Raw genomic sequence first — 21,312 nt, 5'->3', positions numbered from 1 at the left:
CCTTAACTCTAGCGCCCGGGTTTAGGTATCCTTTCCCGAGAACTTAGGTAATGCTTACCTTAGTAGTGGTGTTCTCGGTTTGGGAGGCTCGGTCTTTCGTGTCCGCTATCGATCAGTCGGCGGCTTTCTGGCGCCAGCGCCTGACCCCTCTTCCTCAGCGGCTCACTCTCCCGGTGGACACCGCCTTCCCGCCCGGTCCCCGGCGCGGGCGGCGGCCCCTCCCGGCCGTGCCGGAGGCGACGGGGCTGGCCGCCGTCGCGGCCCTGCTGCACCGCTACAGCGGCACGACCGACTTATTGATCGGGTACGACACCCTCCCGCTCCGCCTCGCGCTCGCTCCGTCGACCTCCTTCGAGGATCTTGTACGCAGCGTCACCGCCACCCTGGAAGAGGCCCGCGCCCACGGGCGTCCGGAAGAGCTTCCCGAGGTGGCGGTCGCGGTCGGCCCATGGCCGCATCCCGCCGCGCTCACGGTGACCTTTGACGCCGGTGACGTCGTGTTCGACGGGCCCGGGGACGTGGCGCATCTCGCCACTCTCCTGGCCGATGCGCTCGCCCGGCCCGGTACCCCGCTCGCCGACCTCACCCTTCTCCCCGACGAGGAGAGGGCGCACATCCTCGACGGATGGAACCGGACCGCGCACGCCGTGCCACTGCGCACGTGGCCCGCCATGTTCGCCCACCAGGTCGCCGCCCGCCCCGACGAGATCGCCCTCGTCTTCGAGGACGAGTCGCTCACCTACGCCCAGCTCAACGCGCGCGCCAACCGCATCGCGCACGCCCTCATCGCGCGCGGCGCGGGCCCGGAGAAGGTCGTCGCGCTGGCGGTGCCGAGGTCGCTCGACCTGATCGTCGCCGAGGTCGCGGTGCTCAAGTCGGGCGCCGCCTACCTGCCGGTCGACACCGACTATCCGCCGGACCGCGTCGCCTACATGCTCCAGGACGCCCGGCCGGTCTGCATGGTCACCACCACCGAGACCGCCGAACCGGGCAGCTTCGTGCTGGACGCGGCGGAGACCGTACAGGAACTGGAGAACAGGCCGGCCACCGATCCGGTCGCAGATCTCAGCGTCGACAACGCGGCCTACGTCATCTACACCTCCGGTTCCACCGGCAGGCCCAAGGGCGTGGTGCTGTCGCACGCCGGAGTCGCCAAGCTGGTCGCCACCCAGGTCGAGCGGTTCGGGATCGGCCCGCACAGCCGGGTGCTCCAGTTCGCGTCGCCGTCGTTCGACGTCGCGTTCTGGGACCTGTGCCTCGGGCTGCTCTCGGGTGGACGTCTCGTGGTCGTCCCCTCGGAGCGGCGCGTGCCCGGACGGCCGCTGGCCGACTACGCGCACGCCAACGGCATCACCTTCATGATCCTGCCGCCCGCCCTGCTCGACGCGATGCCCGCCGACGTCACGCTGCCCCCGGCGACGCTGCTCGCAGGCACCGAGCGGGTGTCGCCCGAGCTGGTCGGCCGTTACGCGCGCGGCCGGATGATGTTCAACGCCTACGGCCCGACCGAGGCGACCACCAACTCCACGCTCGGCCTCTGCGACCCCGACATCGCGCCGGGGTCCATCGTGCCGATCGGCATCCCCGACCCGGGCACCCGCGCCTACGTCCTCGACGACCGGTTGAAGCCCGTGCCCGCCGGGGTTCCGGGAGAGCTGTATCTCGCCGGTGAGGGGCTGGCGCGCGGCTACCTCGGGCGCCCGGCGCTGACCGCCGAGAGGTTCGTGGCCGACCCGTTCGGCGGGCCGGGGGAGCGGCTCTACCGGACCGGTGACCTGGTCAGATGGCGGTCCGACGGCCGTCTGGAGTTCCTCGGCCGGGTCGACTCGCAGGTCAAGATCCGCGGATTCCGCATCGAGCCCGGCGAGATCGAGTCGGTGCTCCGCGCTCACCCCGCCGTCGAGCAGGCCGCCGTCGTGGTGCGGGAGGACCGTCCGGGGGACCGGCGGCTGGCCGCCTACGTCGTGCCGTCCCTGGAGGCGGGGGCGAGCGTCGAGGAGTGGAAGGACCTGCACGAACTCCTCTACTCCGCCTCGGCCGGCGACGGCTTCGCCGGGTGGAACAGCATGTACGACGGTCTCCCGATCCCGCTGGAGGAGATGCGCGAATGGCGTGCGGCGACCGTCGCGCGCATCGAGGCGCTGGCCCCCGCGAAGGTCCTGGAGATCGGCGCGGGCAGCGGCCTCATCCTGTCCCGGGTCGCGCCCGGCACCGAGGCCTACTGGGCGACGGACCTGTCGGAAGAGGCGATCAACGCCCTCCGCGACCGCCTCGACCCGTCGCTGCGTGACAAGGTGCGGCTCAGCGCCCAGCCCGCCGACGACGTCACCGGCCTGCCCGCGGGCTACTTCGACGTCGTCGTGGTGAACTCGGTCGCGCAGTACTTCCCCGACGCCGCCTACCTGGAGCGGGTCATCCGCCAGGCCGCGACGTTGCTCGCCCCCGGTGGTGCGGTCTTCATCGGTGATGTACGCAACCTCCGGCTCCTCCGCACCCTGCGCGCCGCCGTGGAGACCCGCCGCCACCCCGACGACAAGCAGGCGATCCAGGCGGCGACCGACCGTTCGGTCCTCTGGGAGGGCGAACTCCTCCTCGACCCCGACTTCTTCGCCACCCTCGACGGCTTCACCGCCGACATCCAGGTCAAGCGCGCCCGCTTCCACAACGAACTGTCCCGCTACCGGTACGACGTGGTCCTGCGCCCGGGTACGCCCGCGCCTTTCAAAGAGCAGGTCGTGAGGTGGACGGGCCCCGACTTCACCATCACCGACAACCTGCGCGTGACGGGCATCCCCAACGCCCGCCTGACCCAGGACCTCACGGCCCTGTACGCCATCGACGACACCAGCCGCCCGGCCGCCGCCGACGGCGTCGACCCCGAGGACCTGCACGCCCTCGCCGAGGCCCAGGGCTTCCAGGCCACCGTGACCTGGGACGGCCAGGCCGACGACGGCTCCCTCGACGCGATCTTCACCCGCCTGGAAACCGGAAACGGCCCGAGCTCCGGCAGAGACGCGGACACTGACGCGGGCAAGAAGTCCGGCGCGATCTCGGGCATCCGCACCACCGCCTATCGCTCCACAGGCGGGTTCCCGCTCGCCAACCGGCCCGCCCCCTTCCGGGATGTGCTGGCGCTCATGCGGATCCTGCGTGCGCACGCGGCCGAGTTCCTGCCCGACTACATGGTCCCGGCCGCCTTCACCCCGCTCGACCGGCTGCCCGTCAACACCAGCGGCAAGATCGACGCCGCCGCGCTCCCGGCCCCCGACTACGCCGCCCTCAGCTCCGGGCGCGCCCCGCGCGACCCCCGCGAGGAGCTCCTCTGCGGGCTGTTCGCCGAGGCGCTCGGCGTGGCCGGGGTGACGATCGACGACGACTTCTTCGCCCTGGGCGGCGACAGCATCACCGCCATCCGGGTGCTCGCGGGCGCCCGCGCCGCCGGACTACGGCTGACCTCCCGGGACGTCTTCCGCCACCGGACGGTCGCCGAACTGGTCGGCGTCGTCGCCGATGTCCACGCCGAGACCGTGACCGCGCTGGAGATCCCCGAAGGCGCCGACACCTCAGGGCTCGACGTCGAGGAGCTGCTCCCGCTCAGCCCGCTCCAGGAGGGCTTCTACTTCCACTCCCTCGCCGACGACCACGACGCCTACGTGGTGCAGCAGGTCGTCGAGCTCGACGGGGAGATCGACCCCGAGCGGCTGCGCCGGGCGGCGGAGAAGCTGGTCGCGCGGCACGCGCCGCTGCGCGCCCTGTTCCGGCCGGGCGCCGACGGCCGTCCCGTGCAGGTCATCCTGCGCGAGGTCGGGCTGCCGTGGCGGGAGGCCGACCACGACGTCACCGCCGAGGAGCGGACCCGGCCGTTCGACCTGGCAAACGCGCCGCTGCTGCGCTGCGCGCTGGTCGGCGGGCGGAAGCTGGTGCTCACGTTCCACCACATCGTCGCCGACGGCTGGTCGCTGCCGGTGCTGCACCGGGAACTGCTGGCGCTCTACGCGGGTGACACGCTCGGGGAGGTCACGCCGTACCGGGAGTTCCTGCGCAGCCTCGCCGGACGCGACCGCGACAGCGCCCGGACCGCCTGGGCCGACGCCCTCGCCGGCCTCGACGAACCGACCCGCATGATCGCCGCCCCGCCCGCCCCGGTGGTCCCGGCCCACGTGAGGGTCGAACTCGCCGAGGACGTCACCGAGCGGCTCACCGCCCGCGCCCGTCAGCTCGGCGTGACGCTGAGCACGGTCGTCCAGGGCGCGTGGGGCCTGCTCGTCGGCCGCACGACCGGGCGCGACGACGTCGTGTTCGGCACCACCGTGTCGGGCCGCGACGCCGAGGTGGCCGGGATCGAGGGCATGGTCGGCCTGTTCATCAACACCCTGCCGACCCGGTTCCGCTGGACCCCCGCAGCGACGCTCGCCGACCTGCTGACCACTCTTCAGGACGAACAGGCCGCCCTGCTCGACCACCAGCACCTCGGGCTGGCCGCCGTCCAGAAGGCCGCCGGGCGCGCGGGCGCCGGTGAACTGTTCGACACGCTCGTCGTGTTCGAGAACTATCCGTCGAGCAGCGGCCTCACGGCGGGTGGGCTGAGCATCGCGGGCGCCGAGTTCCACGACACCGTGCACTATCCGCTCGCCCTGATCGTCAAGCCGGGCCGCCGCCTCGACCTGCGCCTCAAGTTCCACGACGGCCGCGTGCCGCGCACGGACGCCGAGGGCGTCGCCGACCGCCTGGCCCGCCTGCTCACCGCCATCGCAGCGGACCCGGGCCAGCGGGTGGCGAGCGTCGACCTGGCCGAGAACGTGTGCCCCCAGCAGGGCGAGACCGTGTCCATCGAGCCGACCACCCTGACGCGGAAGATCGCGGAACAGGTCGCCCGAACGCCGGGCGCGCTCGCGGTCGTGTACGAGAACTCGAGGCTCACCTACGCAGAACTGGATGCCCGCGCGACCGAGCTGGCCCTGAAGCTGAACGCCGGTCGCGGGGACATCGTCGCCGTGGCGGTGCCGCGTTCGGAGCAGCTCATGATCGCGCTGCTGGCGGTGCTGAAGTCGGGCGCCGCCTACCTGCCGATCGACATGGGCTACCCGGCCGACCGCATCGACTACATGCTCGCCGACAGCGGCGCGAAGACGGTCGTCCGGGGGCGAGCGCTAAATGTTGAAATTTCGGGCGGCGAAAGCCGCCCGACCCAGGACGCCGCGCTGGCCCAGGACCCCGCCACGGCACATGACCTCGCTCTGGCCCAGGCTTCTGCGATTGGCCAGGTCCCCGCTTCGGCCGAGGCTTCTGCGATGGCCCAGGCTCCTGACCCGGTTGCAGGCCAGGCCCGCCCCGGCGATCCCGCCTATTTGATTTACACCTCGGGCTCGACCGGCAGGCCGAAGGGCGCGGTCGTCTCTCACGAGGCCATCGTCAACCGGCTCGTCTGGATGCAGGGGGCCTACCCGCTCACCGCGTCCGACCGGATCCTCCAGAAGACGCCTGCCAGCTTCGACGTCTCGGTGTGGGAGTTCTTCTGGGCGCTCTGCGAGGGCGCCGCGATCGTGTTCGCCAAGCCCGACGGGCACCACGACCCCGCTTATCTGGCCGGGCTCATCGAGGCCGAGCGCGTCACCACGATGCACTTCGTGCCGTCGATGCTGGAGGCGTTCCTCGCCGCGCCGGAGATCACCGCCGACCCGGCCTGGAGCCGATCCCTCAAGCGGGTGTTCTCCTCGGGTGAGGCCCTCCCCGGCCAGGCCGCCCGCCGCTGGACCGACCTGACCGGCGTCCCCCTCCACAACCTCTACGGCCCGACCGAGGCCGCCGTCGATGTGACCTTCCACCCGTACACGCAGGAGGAGACCGACGTCACGGTCCCCATCGGCAAGCCGGTCTGGAACACCGGCCTCAGGGTGCTCGACACCTGTCTGCGCCCGGTCCCCGATGGCGTTCCGGGTGAGCTCTATCTGACCGGTGTCCAGCTGGCCATCGGCTACCACGGGCGTCCCGGGCTGACCGCCGGCCGGTTCGTCGCCGACCCGTTCGACACCGGTAAGCGGATGTACCGCACCGGCGACCTGGTGAAGCGCCGGGCCGACGGCACGATCGACTACCTCGGCCGCACCGACCGCCAGGTCAAGCTGCGCGGCAACCGCATCGAGCTCGGTGAGGTCGAGGCCGCGCTCGCCGCCGTGCCCAACGTGACCAGGGCGGCGGTCACGATCAGGGGCAACGCGCTCGTCGCCTATGTCGTCGGCGACGTCACCGAGGACCAGGTCAGGGAAGCGGTCACCGAGAGGCTTCCGGCCGCCATGGTGCCGGGGGCGTACATGATCATGGATGCCCTTCCGCTGACGCCCAGCGGGAAGCTCGACCGCGACGCCCTGCCCGCGCCGAGCGCGCGGCGGGCGGTGGCCCGCGCGGCGGAGAACCCGCGCGAGGAGCTGCTGACCGCGATCTTCGCCGAGGTGCTGAAGCTCGACCGGGTCGGCGCCGACGACGACTTCTTCCTGCTCGGCGGCGACAGCATCAGCTCGATCGGCGTGTCCAGCCGGGCCCGCGCGGCCGGGCTGGCCGTCAGCCCCCGCGACGTGTTCGACCACCGCACCCCGGCGGCGCTGGCCGCCACCGCCGAGGCCGTGACCGTCGCGAAGCTCGCCACCTCGGAGTTCGCGCTGACGGAGGAGGAGCGGGCGAAGCTCGGTGACCTGGAGGTCTGGCCGCTGGCGCCGCTCCAGGAGGGCCTGTTCTTCCACTCGAACTTCGACGCGAACGACCTCGACGTCTACACCGTCCACGAGACCTTCGACCTCGACCGCCGCCTCGACCCCGACCGGCTCCGCGAGGCGATCGCGGCGCTGCTGGCGGCGACCCCGGGTCTGCGGGCCGGGTTCACCAGCGACGGGCTGCGCCAGCCGGTGCAGTTCATCGCGACCGACTACGAGATCCCGCTGGAGGTCCACGACGACCCCGAGGACCTCGACGCCCTCATGGAGGCCGAGCGCCTCAAGCGGTTCGACCTCGACGAGCCGATCCTGTTCCGGGTCCTGCTCATCCGCCTCCCCGGCCGCGACCGCCTCGTCATCGGCCGCCACCTGCTGCTCTGGGACGGCTGGTCGGCCTGGCTCTTCCTCGACAGGCTCTTCGCCCTGTACGAGAACCCCGCCGCCGCCTTCGGAACCAGCAGCTACCGCGACTACCTGACCTGGCTCGACGCCCAGGACACCGCCGTCGCCACCGCCGCCTGGCGCACCGCGCTGAAGGGGCTCGACGAGCCGACCCTGCTCGCCCCCGGCGACCACGACCCGGTCATCCCCGAGCAGCTCGACCGCGATCTGCCCGGCACGCTCCGCGACGTCGCCCGCGCCGAGGGCCTGACCCTGAACACCCTGTTCACCACGGCCTGGGGCCTGACGCTGGCCAGCGTCACCGGCCGCAGTGACGTCGTGTTCGGCACCACCGTGGCCGGGCGTCCGTCCGAGGTGCCCGACGTCGAGAACGTCATCGGGCTGTTCCTCAACACCGTCCCGGCCAGGATCGCCTTCGACCCGGCCGAGCCGGTCGGCGCGCTGCTGCGGCGGGTCCAGGACGAACGCCTCGCGCTGATGCCGCACGAGTGGCTCGGGCTGGGCGTCGTCCAGGCCGAGACCGGGCACCGCAGGCTGTTCGACACGCTGTTCGTCATGCGCGACGGCGACACCCACGAGCGCCTCGCCGACCTGCGCGACCGCTACGGCGCGACCGCGATCGCCAACGTCGACGCGACCCACTATCCGGTCAACCTCATCGTCACGCCGGGCGACCCGACCAGGGTCACCCTGGCCTACCGCCCCGACCTCGTCTCCGAGGCCGACGCCACCGGCCTGCTCGACCGGTTCGCCCTCGTCGTCACGCGCCTGGCCGCCGACTTCACCGCCCCGGCCGGACGTCTCGACGCGTCCCTGCCGGGCGAGACCGCCGACCCACACGAGAACAGGGTGGAGGAGCCGACCGACACCATCGCCGACCTGCTGGCGACTCAGGCTTTGAGAACCCCCGACGCCACGGCGCTGGTCTACGGCGACATCACCGTCACCTACGCCGAGCTCGACGCGAAGATCAACCGCATCGCCCGCCTGCTGATCGCGCACGGCGCCGCGCCGGAGGCCGTCGTGGCCCTCGGCCTGCCCCGCTCGATCGACATGGTGGCGGCACTGTTCGCCGTGCTCAGAACGGGCGCCGCGTATCTGCCGCTGGAGCTCGACCACCCCGACGACCGCCTGGCCGCGATGCTCGACGACGCCCGGCCGGTCGTCCTGGTGACCACGCCGGAGGTCTCGGCCCGGATCGCGAACGACACGCCCCGGGTCCATCTCGACGATCTTGAGCGATATGAAGACGCCAAGGTCGAGGTCGAGTTCAGCCTGGAACACCCCGCCTACGTCATCTACACCTCCGGTTCGACCGGCCGTCCGAAGGGTGTCGTCACGCCCTACCGGGGCCTGACGAATATGCAGCTCAACCACCAGAGCGAGATCTTCGACCCGGCCGTCGCCTCCGCCGGGGGGCGCCGCCTGCGGATCGCCCACACAGTGTCGTTCGCGTTCGACATGTCGTGGGAGGAGCTCCTCTGGCTGGTCGAAGGCCATGAGGTGCACGTCTGCGACGAGGAGCTCCGCCGCGACGCCCTCGCGCTGGTCGCCTACTGCGAGGCCAACAAGATCGACGTGGTCAACGTCACCCCGACGTACGCCCACGTGCTGATCGAGGAAGGTCTGCTCGAAGGTCACCGGCCGCCGCTGGTGCTGCTCGGCGGCGAGGCGGTGTCCGACCACGTGTGGTCGGTGCTGCGCGACACCGAGGGGACGTACGGCTACAACCTCTACGGCCCGACCGAGTACACGATCAACACGCTCGGCGGCGGCACCCACGACAGCGACACCCCGACCGTCGGCACCCCGATCAGGGGCACCCGCGCGCACATCCTCGACGGCTGGCTGCGTCCGGTCCCCGAGGGCGTCGCGGGTGAGCTCTACATCTCGGGCATCGGCCTGGCGCGCGGCTACCTGCGGCGTCCCGGCCTGACCGCCGAGCGGTTCGTCGCCGACCCGTTCGGGTTGCCGGGCGAGCGCATGTACCGGACCGGCGACCTCGTGCGCCGCCGCCCCGACGGCAACCTCGACTTCCTCGGCCGCACCGACGACCAGGTGAAGATCCGCGGCTACCGCATCGAACCGGGCGAGGTCGAGAGCGCGCTCACCCGGCTCCCGCAGGTCGCCCAGGCCGCCGTGCTGGTCCGCGACGACCGGCTCGTGGCGTATCTCGTCCCGGCCCCCGAGCAGGACGCCGAGAAGCGGGCTTCGGAAGACGCCCAGATCGGCGAGTGGCAGGAGATCTACTCCGACGAGTACGAGGAGATCGACACCGCCGTCTGGACGGAGGACTTCGCCGGCTGGGACAGCTCCTACGACGGCACCCCGATCCCGCTGGAGCACATGCGCGAATGGCGCGAGGCGACCGTCGAGCGGATCCGCTCGCTCCGGCCGTCCAACATCCTGGAGATCGGCGTCGGCTCCGGCCTGCTGCTCTCCAAACTGGCGCCGGAATCGGAGAACTACTGGGCGACCGACTTCGCGGCGCCGGTCATCCGCAAGATCGGCGAGGACCTCAAGCGGGATCCCGCGCTCGCGGCGAAGGTCACCCTCCGGCACCAGGCCGCCAACGTCACCGACGGCCTGCCGCGTGACTTCTTCGACACGATCGTCATCAACTCCGTCATCCAGTACTTCCCGAGCCTCGACCACCTGACCGAGGTCATCGAGGGCGCGATGGCGCTGCTCAGGCCGGGTGGCGCGCTGTTCGTCGGCGACGTGCGGAACCTGCGGCTGAACCGGCACTTCCACGAGGCCATCCAGGCCGTGAAGGGCGGCGACGTCGACCGCAGCCTCGCCCTGGAGAAGGAACTCCTGGTCGACCCCGACTACTTCACGGGCCTCGGCCACCCGGTCGACCTGCGGACCAAGCGGGCCCACCTGCACAACGAGCTGTCCCGGTACCGCTACGACGTGGTGCTCCACGCCTCAAGTGCCGAAATTTCGGTACAGAACGTCCAGGAAATCGTGTGGCCCGACTTCACCGGCTACGAAGGGGGCGCTCCTCTGCGCGTCACCGGCATTCCCGACGGCCGGATCGTGGCCGATGGCGTCGAGGCGGAGTTCCTGCACTCCTTCGGCCCGGCCGTCACCACCTGGTCGCCCGAGCAGGGCCACTTCGAGGCCGTGTTCCTGCCGGAGATCCCGCGCGCCCTCGACGGTCTCTACCGCCCGACCGGGGGAGTGCCCCTCGCCAACGACCCCGGTGACGCGCGCCGATCGAGCGCGCTGGTCGCGGCCGTCCGCGATGACGTGAAGCGGGAACTGCCCGACTACATGGTGCCGAGTTCGTTCGTCGTGCTGCCCAGGCTGCCGATGAACGACAACGGCAAGCTCGACGTCACCGCGCTCCCGTCGCCCGAACCCGTCAGCAGCGGGGGAGGCCGCGCCCCGCGTACACCCGTCGAGGAGACGCTCTGCCGGATCTTCGCCGAGGTCCTCGGCCTCGACGAGATCACGGCGGAGGACGCGTTCTTCGAGCTCGGCGGCCACTCGCTGCTGGCCACCCGCGTGGTCAGCCGGGCCCGTGCCGAACTCGGCGCCGAACTCGCCATCAGGGACCTGTTCGAGGCCCCGACCCCGGCGCTGCTGGCCGAACGCGTCGCGGGCAGCGCACCGGCCCGCCCGGCGCTGACCGCCCGGCCGCGGCCCGAGCGGGTGCCCGCCTCGGCGGCCCAGCGCCGGTTGTGGCTGGCCGAACGCCTGTCGGGCGGCGACGCCTACCACTTCCCGCTGGTCGTGAAGCTGCGCGGCGCCTTCGACGTGGACGCCTTCGAAAACGCCCTGAACGATGTCGCCCAGCGCCATGAGGTGCTCAGAACGGTCATCGAGGAGATCGGCGGCGAGCCCTACCAGGTCGTCACCGACCTTAAGCCCTTGATCGTCGACGACCCGCGCAAGCCCTTCGACCTGGCGAAAGAGCCGCCCATCCGGGTCTCCATCAAGGAAACCGCCCCGGACGAGCACATCGTGGCGATGATCCTGCACCACATCGCCACCGACGAGTGGTCCGACCGCCCGTTCCTGCGCGACCTGGAGACCGCCTACCGCGCCCGCCTGCTCGGCGAGGCCCCCGAGTGGGAACCCCTCACGGTCCAGTACGCCGACTACACCCTCTGGCAGGACCGCCTGCTCGCCCAGGAGGGCGACCGCCAGCTCGCCTTCTGGCGCGACCGCCTCGACGACCTGCCCGAGGAGATCACCCTCCCGCACGACGGCCCCCGGATCCCCGGCGGCGCCTCGGGTCTGGTCACCCTCGACATCCCGGCCGCCGACGCCATCAGGGACCTGGCGACCGCCACGGGCACCAGCGTGTTCATGGTGCTCCAGGCCGCGGTGGCGGCGTTGCTGCACCGGCTGGGCGCAGGCGACGACATCCCGATCGGCGCGCCGATCGCTGGACGTACCGACGAAGGGCTCGACGACCTCGTCGGGTTCTTCGTGAACACGCTCGTCCTGCGCGCCGATCTGTCGGGCGACCCGACGTTCGGTGAGCTGCTGAACCGGGTGAAGGAAGCCGACCTGGCCGCGTACGAGCACCAGGACCTTCCGTTCGAGCGGCTCGTCGAGGACCTCAACCCGCCGCGCGTGCCCGGCCGCAACCCGCTGTTCCAGGTCATGATGGGCTACCACTACCGGCCCGGCGGCGACCCCGACGTGCTCGGCCTGGACACCGAGTGGATCGACACCCGGATCGAGACGGCCAAATTCGACCTTGACTTCACCTTCGTCGACGGCCCCCGCATGACGCTGCTGCTCGAATACGCCGAGGGCCGCTTCACCGAGCGGACCGCCGCCGACCTCGCGGCGCGGACGCTGAGGCTCCTCGACGGGCTGCGGCTCGACACCCGGGTCAGCGAGCTGCCGATCCTGCTCGACGGCGACACCGTTCAGCGTGACGAGGCCCGGCCGTTCCCGTTCGTCTCGATCCCGGCGATCATCGCCGAACTGGCGGAGATCCGGCCCGGCCACATCGCGCTGGTCACCGCCGACCGCACGTACACCTTCGCCGAGCTGGCCGCGACGGCCCGCGCGGTCGCGGCCCACGTCATCGCCAAGGGCGCGGGCCCCGAGAGGGTCGTCGGCCTGGCGGTTTCCCGGGCCGAGATGGTCCCGGCGATCCTGGGCGTCCTGGCCTCCGGCGCCGCCTACCTGCCGATCGATCGCGGGTATCCGGCCGACCGGCTGGCGTACATGATCGCCGACACCAAGCCCGTCTGCGTCCTGGCCTCGCTCGACGGGATCACCGGGGATGCTGATTTCGTCGACGTGCACCCCGACAGCGCGGCCTACGTGATCTACACCTCCGGCTCGACCGGCACCCCGAAGGGCGTCATCGGCACCCACCGGGGCATCGCGAACCTGGCCACCGGAGCGGCCGAGGACATCATCAAAACAGAACCGAGCAGGGCGCTGCACGCCGCCTCGTTCAGCTTCGACGGCTCGTGGGAGCCGCTGCTCTGGCTGCTGGCCGGGCACACTCTGTATGTCGCCGACGAGCAGACCGTGACCGACCCGGCCGCGCTGCTCGCCCTGATCGAGCGCGAACGGCTCGACTACGTCGACCTCACCCCGACCTACCTGCGAGAACTCATGCACCACGGGTTCCTCGACCGCTACTCCCCGAAGGTCCTGACGGTCGGCGGCGAGGCCACCTCTCCCGAGCTCTGGCGCCGCCTGCTCGACCAGCAGGAGCTGACCGTCCACGACCTCTACGGCCCGACCGAGTGCGCCGTCGACGCCTACGGCTGGCACGACGGCTGGGCGGCCCCGGTGGCCAACATCCGCGTGTACGTCCTGGACGCCCACCTCCGCCCCCAGCCCGCCAACGTGCCGGGCGAGCTCTACCTGGCAGGCCCCGGCCTCGCGCGCGGCTACCTCAACCGGCCGGGCCTGACGGCGGAGCGGTTCACCGCCGACCCCTTCGCGACCGGGGAGCGGATGTACCGTACCGGCGACCTGGCCCGATGGCGCCCCGACGGCGCGCTCGAATTCCTCGGCCGCGCTGACGACCAGGTGAAGCTGCGCGGCTTCCGCATCGAGCTCGGTGAGATCGAGGCCGTGCTCCGCGCCCACCCGGCCGTCACCCAGGCTGCGGTGATCGTCCGCGACGAGACCCTGGTCGCCTACACCGTCTCCACCACGACCGAGGGCGACCTGCGGCGGCACGTCGCCGCCCAGGTGCCCGACCACATGGTCCCTGCGGCGTTCGTCGCGATGGACCACCTGCCGAAGTCGGTCGCCGGCAAGCTCGACCGCCGCGCGCTCCCGGCCCCCGAGCGGAAGGTCTCCGAGTCGCGCAGGCCGCGCGACGCCCGCGAGGAGGTGCTCTGCGCGGTGTTCGCCGACGTGCTCGGCACCGACGTCGGCCCCGACGACGACTTCTTCGCCTTCGGCGGCCACTCGCTGCTCGGCATGCGCCTGGTCAGCCGGATCCGCGCGGTGCTGGGCGCCGAGGTGTCGCTCCGGGCGGTCTTCGACGCCCCGACCCCCGCGCGCCTGGCTCTTCGGCTGGGTGATGGGGTGCGCCCCGGCCCTGTTCCCGTGGATCGGCCGGAGTTCACGAAGCTCTCCTACGCGCAGCGCCGCATGTGGCTGCTCGACCAGATCGACGCCACGAGCGCCTACGAGATCGTCACGGCCTGGCGCCTGGAGGGCGCGCTGAACGTCGAAGCCCTCCAGCAGGCGCTCGACGATGTCGTCGAACGGCACGAGGCGCTGCGGACCGTCTTCCCCGCCAGGGACGGCGAGCCCTACCAGCTCGTCCTCGACAACGTGACCGTGCCGCTCGTGCACGGCCCGGTGACCAGCGGTTTCGCGCTCGACCGCGAGATCCCGATCCGCGCCCACCTGAACGACGGCGTGTTGACGCTGGTCGTCCACCACATCGCCACCGACGAGTGGTCGGACGCGCCGTTCAAGCGCGACCTGGCCCTCGCCTACAACGCGCGGCTCAAGGGCGAGGCTCCGCACTGGACGCCCCTCAAGGTCCAGTACGCCGACTACACCCTCTGGGCCCCCGAAGGCGACACCGCCTACTGGGCCGAGACCCTGCGCGACCTGCCCGACGAGCTCACCCTCCCGGCCGACCGGCCGCGTCCGCTGGAGAGCTCGCATCGGGGAGGACTGGCGGGCTTCACCCTCGACGCCGACCTCGAAGCGAGGATGCGGGAGGTCGCGCGGGCGCAGGGGGTCAGCATGTTCATGCTGGCCCAGGCCGCCGTGGCCGCCCTGCTCCACCGGATGGGGGCGGGGGACGACATCCCGCTCGGCACGCCGATCTCGGGACGTACCGACGAAAGCCTCGAAGACCTCGTCGGGTTCTTCGTGAACTCGCTCGTCCTCCGGACCGACCTGAGCGGCGACCCGACCTTCGCCGACCTGCTCGGCAGGGTGCGGAACACCGCGCTGGCCGCCTACGAACACCAGGACGTGCCGTTCGAGCGGCTCGTCGAGGTGCTCGACCCGCCGAGGTCGCTGGCCCGGCACCCGTTGTTCCAGGTCATGGTCGTCTACCTGACCGGCCAGGCCGGGGCGCCCGCGCTCGACGGCCTCACCGTCACCGAGGTCGAGGTGGCCCAGGACACCGCGAAGTTCGACCTGAGCGTCGACTTCATCGAGCGCGAGAGCGGCATCGAGGGTTGGATCGAGTACAGCGCCGACCTGTTCGACCAGATCACCGCCGACCTCCTCGCCGCCCGCCTCGTGCGGCTCCTGCGCCAGGTGGCCGACGAGCCTTCGATCCTTGTACGTCACCTCGACGTCCACCTCGAAGAACCCCCGGCCTTCACGAGTGTCGAGCTGCCCGCTGTCGGTTTGCCGGAGATGTTCCGTGAGCAGGTCTCCCGCACCCCCGACGCACTCGCCCTGGTCTTCGAGGACACCCGCCTCACCTACGCCGAGTTCGACGCCCGCGTCGAAGAGACGGCCAGGGTGCTGGCCGGGCTGGGCGCGGGCCCGGAGACCGTCGTCGCGGTGGCGCTACCGCGTTCGATCGAACTGGTCACGGCCCTGTACGCCATCCAGCGCGCCGGAGCCGCCTACCTCCCGCTCGACCCCGACCTGCCGGAGGAGCGCAAGCGGTTCATGCTGGCCGAGGCGGACCCGGTGGTCGTCATCGACGGCCCGCTCCCGACCGGCCCGCACGGCGACCTGCCGACGTCCTACCCGGGGCAGAGCCCGGCCTACGTGATCTACACCTCGGGTTCGACGGGCCGCCCGAAGGGCGTCGTCGTCCCGCACGACGGCATCGCGAACCGGCTCCGGTGGATGCAGGCCGAATACGGGCTGACCTCGGAGGATCGCGTCCTGCAGAAGACCCCGGCGAGCTTCGACGTGTCGGTCTGGGAGTTCTTCTGGCCGCTGACCACCGGCGCCGCGCTCGTCGTGGCCCGGCCCGACGGCCACCGCGACCCGGCCTACCTGGCCTCGTTGATCGAACGGGAGGGCGTGACGACGGTCCACTTCGTGCCGTCGATGCTGCGCGCGTTCCTCGACGTCTTCCCGGATGCCGGGGCGCCTGGCCTGAAGCGGGTGCTCTGCTCGGGCGAGGCCCTGCCCGCCGACCTGGCCGCGCGTTTCCGCGAGCGTTCTCCGGCCGAACTGCACAACCTCTACGGCCCCACCGAGGCGTCGGTCGACGTCACGGCGGTGGAGGTCACCCAAGATGAGGTCACCATCGGCCGTCCGATCTGGAACACCCGCACCTACGTGCTCGACCGCTGGCTCCGGCCGGTGCCGCCCGGGGTCGCCGGGGAGCTCTACCTGGCGGGCGTGCAGCTCGCGCGCGGCTATCTCGACCGGCCCGGCCTGACGGCGGAGCGGTTCACCGCCGACCCGTTCACGCCGGGGGAGCGCATGTACCGTACCGGCGACCTGGCCCGCTGGAACCGCGACGGCACGCTCTCCTACCTGGGCCGCACCGACCACCAGGTCAAGATCCGCGGCTTCCGCATCGAGCTGGGCGAGATCGAGGCGGCCATCGGCGGCACCAACGTCGTCGTCGCCCGGGACGACCGCCTGGTCGCCTACGTCGTCGGCGAGCCCCGTGAGCTCGACCTGGCGCGGGTGCTGCCCGAGTACATGGTCCCGGCGGCGGTCGTCTTCCTCGACGCCCTCCCGCTGACCACCAGCGGCAAACTCGACCGCAACGCCCTGCCCGAACCCTCCTTCACCGCGGGTGACGCCCTCCCGGCGACCCCGCGCGAGGAGCTCCTCGCCGGGGTGTTCGCCGACGTGCTCGGCCTGGAGAGGGTCGGCGCCGAAGACGACTTCTTCGCCCTCGGCGGCGACAGCATCGTCGCGATGCGCCTGGTCAGCCGGGCCCGCGCCGCCGGTCTCGCACTGACCCCGCGCGACGTCTTCCGCTTCCGCTCGGTACGCGGCCTCGCCGGCACCGCCTCCTCGGTGGAGTCGGACGAGCGGGCCGTCACCTTCTTCACCCCGGAGGAGCGCGCCGAGTTCGGCCCGGCCATCCTCCCGGTGACCCCGCTCCAGGCCGGCCTGCTCTTCCACGCCTCCTACGACGACGAGGACGTCTACACCGTCCAGGTCGTGTACGAGATCGAAGGCGAGGTCGACGCCGCGCGGCTGCGGATGGCCGGCCAGGCCCTGCTCGACCGCCACGAGAACCTGCGCGCGGGATTCGGCCACCTGGCTTCGGGCCGCCCGGTCGCGGTCATCCCGGAGCGGGTGGACCTGCCGTGGCGGGAGATCGCCCCGGAGGACCTCGACGCGGAACTCGTGGTCGAGCGGAGCCGCTTCCCGGTCGGCGAGCCGCCGCTGCTGCGCCTGATGCTGGCCGGGAACCGCCTGGTCCTCTCCCACCAGCACGTCCTGCTCGACGGCTGGTCGCTCCCCGCGCTGATGGCGGAGTTCACCGCCCTCTACGAGGGCCGCCCGCTGCCGGAGGCCCGCCCGTTCCGCGAGCACCTGGAATGGCTGGCCCGCCAGAACGTGGCCGCTGCCTCCGCCGCGTGGGCCGAGGCCCTCGACGGTGCCGAACCGACCATGCTCGAAGAAGGGGTCCACCGCCCGGCGCCGCCGCAGCTCCACGAGGTGCGCCTCTCCGTGGAGGAGACCGCCAGGTTGACCGCCTACGCGCGGGCCAACGGGCTCACCCTCAACACCGTCGCCCAGGGCGCGTGGGGTCTGCTGCTGGCCCGGGTCACCGGCCGGGACGACGTCGTCTTCGGCGCCACCGTCTCCGGCCGCGACATGCCGGGCTCGGACGCGATGGTCGGCCTGTTCATCACCACCGTCCCCGTGCGGGCCACCCCGCGCGAGGGGGAGCGGATGACGTCGTACCTGACGAGACTCCAGGACCGGCAGGCCGGGCTCATCGAGCACCAGCACCTGGGCCTGGCCGGAATCCAGAAGGCGGCGGGCACCGGCGACCTGTTCGACACCCTGATGGTCTTCGAGTCCTACCCCGACGCCGGAGGCCACGACCGCTTCACCCCGATCGCCCACCACGACGCCACCCACTACCCGCTGACCTGGGCCATCGAGCCCAGCGAGTCGGGCCTGGTGCTGACGGCCGAGTTCCACGGCGACCGCGCCAGAGCCGAACGCATCACCGACGCCCTGGTAGAGATCCTCCGTCAGGCGGCCGACGACCCGATCGTCGGCACCCTCGACGGCCTGGCCCCCGGCGAGCGCTCCCGGCTCCTGGAGCAGGGAACCGGCGCCCGCCTGGAGACCGGCGGCACGATTCCCGAACTGTTCGCCGCCCAGGCCGAGGCGACACCGGGCGAACTCGCCCTGGTCGCGGGCGACCGCTCGTGGACCTTCGCCGAACTCGCCGAGGCCGTCGACACGACCGCGAGGGCGCTGGTCGCCCACGGCGCGGGCCCCGAGAAGATCGTGGCCCTGTCACTCCCGCGCACCGCCGACCACATCATCGCCATCCTGGCGGTGCTGCGCTCGGGCGCCGCCTACCTGCCCATCGACCCCGATCTGCCGCGGGCCCGCGTCGCCGACATGCTCGCCGACGCGTCCCCGGTGCTGGTCCTGGGTTCTCTGGAGGGCCTCGACGGCTCAGGCGAACTTCCGGTCGTGTACGACCCCCGCCACCCCGCCTACGTCATCTACACCTCCGGCTCGACCGGCCGCCCGAAGGGTGTCGTGGTCACCCACGCCAGCCTGGCGAACCTGTTCCACAGCCACAGAGCCGACCTCTACGACCGGACCAAGGCCACGACCGGCCGCGACCGCCTGAGGGTGGGCCACGCCTGGTCGTTCTCCTTCGACGCCTCCTGGCAGCCGCAGCTCTGGCTCATCGACGGCCACGCCCTGTACGTCGCCGACGACGAGACCAGGCGCGACCCGGTCCTGCTGGAGGCGTTCGTCCGCGAGCACGAGATCGACTTCATCGAGGTGACGCCGTCGTTCCTGGCCCAGATGCCGGGCCTGGTCGACGACGGCCCGCTCGCGCTGGTCGGCGTCGGCGGCGAGGCGGTCGCCGACGGCCTGTGGGCCAGGATGCGCAACGGCGTGAACCTCTACGGCCCGACCGAGGCGACGGTCGACGCCCTGGTCGCCCACACCGGCGACAGCGCGACACCTCTGGTCGGCCGCCCCGTGGCCAACACCAGGGCCTACGTCCTGGACGCGGGCCTGCGCCCGGTCGCCCCCCGCGTGACGGGCGAGCTCTACCTGTCGGGCGCGGGCCTGGCGCGCGGCTACCTGAACCGCCCCGCGCTGACCGCCGAACGGTTCGTGGCCGACCCGTTCGCGGCGGGGGAGCGCATGTACCGTACCGGCGACCTGGCCCGCTGGACCCCCGACGGCCGGCTCGACTACCAGGGCCGCGCCGACGACCAGGTCAAGGTCCGCGGCCACCGCGTGGAACCCGGCGAGATCGAGGCGGTGCTGAGCCGCTGGGTCCCGCAGGTGACCGTGCAGGTCCGCGACGGCCGCCTGATCGCCTACGTCGTCGGCGCGACCGAGGGCCTGCGGGAACGGGTGGCCGGGGAACTCCCCGACTACATGGTCCCCAGCGCCTTCGTCCTGCTCGACCGCCTGCCGGTCCTGCCGAACGGCAAGCTGGACCGGACCGCCCTCCCCGCCCCCTCGCTCACGCCGTCGCCGAGCCGCGCGCCGTCGGGCCCCGCCGAGGTCGCCCTGCTCGGCGTGTTCGCGGACGTGCTCAACGTTCCGGGCATCGGCGTCGACGACGACTTCTTCGCCTTCGGCGGGGACAGCCTGGTCGCGATGCGCGTCATCGCCCAGGCCCGCGCCTCCGGCTGGACGGTCACCGCCCGCCAGATCTTCCAGTCGCGCACCGTCGCGGCCCTGGCGGCGGTGGCCCGGCGGGAGGCGATCCCGCTGACCCCGATCATGCGCCGCCTGGTCGACCGGCCGTTCATGGAGTCGTTCTGCCAGTCGGCGGTGATCCGCGTTCCTTCCGGTCTGACGTCTGCGGAGTTCGACAGCCTGCTGCGGAAGGTGGCCGACCACCACCCGATGCTCCGCTCCCACCTGGCCGACGACGGCCTCCACGTCGGCGACTTCGTCACCGGAGACCTGGATCCGCGCGCGGGCCGCATGGTCAAGGTCGACTGGCTGGGCGACCGGGTGCGGTTGTCCATCCACCACCTGGCCGTCGACGCGGTCTCGTGGGGCGTCATCCTCGACGACCTCGCGGCCGTTTGGCGTGGCGAGGCACTGGTGCCGGTCCCGGTCCAGTTCCGTCAGTGGGCCTCGCCCGGCGATGACCTCCCTGCCGTGGGTGTCCATGGCAGGGTCGGTGAGGCGATGCAGTCCGTCACCGTCGTCCCGGCCTTCGACGTCACCGACGCGGTGCTGCTGGACACGCTGCGGACGGCCTTCGGCCGCGACGTGACGATCGAGGTCGAAGGCCACGGCCGCGACGGCGACCGCGACCTGTCGCGTACGGTCGGCTGGTTCACCAGCGTCACCGTCCACGGAGAAGGCGAACCGGAGGTCCTCCTGAACTACCTCGGCCGCTCGTCGGCGGAGGAGGGAGACTGGACCGTCGTCGCCTCGGAGGAAGAGGCCGCCGACCACCCGGACGCCCCCCTGACCCACCCGTACACCATCGACGCCGTCACCATGGACGGCGTGTTCACCGCGACCTGGACGCGCGCCCCCTGGGCGCCCGACCTGGCCGACACATGGCGCGACGCGCTCACCGAGAAGGGAAAAACCGCATGAGCAGCAACCCGTTCGAGAACCCCGACGGCGTGTACATCGTCCTGGTGAACGACGAGGGCCAGCACAGCCTGTGGCCCGAGTTCGCCGACGTGCCCGCGGGCTGGACGGTGAGCTTCGGCCCGGCCGCCCGCCAGGCCTGCCTCGACCACATCGAGGCGACGTGGACGGACATGCGCCCGGCCAGCCTGCGCTAGTTCTCCCTGTCGAGGCCGGGCCCACTTGCGGGCCCGGCCTTCCTTTCGAGCACCGCCAGGTCGCGCTCGGCGAAGCGGCGGTGCTCGCAGTGCTCTCTCATCACCACCCGGAGACAGTCACCGACCGAGTGCGACTCCACGTCACCCGAGGGCATCAACGCGGCGGACCGCGTCTCCCCGAGCTCGTCGTCGGTCAGCACGGCGAGGACTCCGCGCACGCGTGACCGCCGCTCGGCGTGCAGCTCCAGCACCTCGGCGTACGACGGCCGGGCGCCGACGTCGAGGCCCAGGCCCGCCGAGTCTGCGGCGGAGAAGTCCGTGGGCGGCAGGCCGAGCGGGTGATAGGGGGCCGTCTCGCGCAGCACCATGCGGCCCACCCACGTGTCGACGGCGAAGACGAGATGACGCAGCGTCTCGGCGAACGACCACTCGCCGTCGACCCGTTCACCGCGCATCGCCTCGGACAGCCGCCCCGCCCGTATGGCGGTGTCCGCCCAGAGACCTTCGAGGGTGGTCCACATCAGGCGGAGGTCGTCGGCCGTCCGGACGGCGCGCAACGACACCCGCTCCGGATATCGCCGGTCGAGCTCGGCCGCCACGAACGCGGTGACGTCGACGTCGTCGACGACGACCGTGCCCGCCTGACCGTCGAATCCGGAGATCCGCAGATCGTCCACCAGCGAGCCGACGATCCTGACCCCGGTCAGGTCGCATTCGCGGAACGTCGCACCGCGGAAGGCGCTCGTGTGGGTGTACTCCATCGCGCGATTCTCGCCCAGCGGGATTTGTCGGTCCACGTGGCTAGTTTGTCGTTGCCCTCAGCGCGATCA

Annotated in this window: 3 protein-coding genes; 2 read left to right on the top strand and 1 reads right to left on the bottom strand. The window is 71.9% G+C overall.

Features of this window, described 5'->3' with window-relative positions; translation table 11 throughout:
- The first annotated feature begins 98 nt into the window (after nucleotides 1-98).
- Together ACYQ78_RS37455 and ACYQ78_RS37450 are read left to right on the top strand one after the other, a co-directional pair.
- Entirely contained in the window at nucleotides 99-20,288 is a 20,190-nt protein-coding gene (locus ACYQ78_RS37455) for a non-ribosomal peptide synthetase (protein WP_459805736.1), read from the top strand.
- Nucleotides 20,285-20,482, top strand: a complete 198-nt coding sequence (locus ACYQ78_RS37450) for an MbtH family protein (RefSeq protein WP_459805735.1) — start codon at nucleotides 20,285-20,287, stop codon at nucleotides 20,480-20,482. Before ACYQ78_RS37455 ends, ACYQ78_RS37450 begins: the two co-directional genes overlap by 4 nt.
- Here the strand turns inward: ACYQ78_RS37450 and ACYQ78_RS37445 are convergent.
- Nucleotides 20,479-21,279, bottom strand: a complete 801-nt coding sequence (locus ACYQ78_RS37445) for a DinB family protein (RefSeq protein WP_459805734.1) — start codon at nucleotides 21,277-21,279, stop codon at nucleotides 20,479-20,481. The two genes, ACYQ78_RS37450 and ACYQ78_RS37445, sit on opposite strands and share 4 nt — an antisense overlap.
- Nucleotides 21,280-21,312: the final 33 nt, after the last annotated feature.

It is taken from the genome of Herbidospora sp. RD11066 (genome assembly GCF_054661255.1).
Note: the sequence above shows the minus strand (reverse complement) of the source record. Positions and strands in the feature narration are given on the sequence as shown.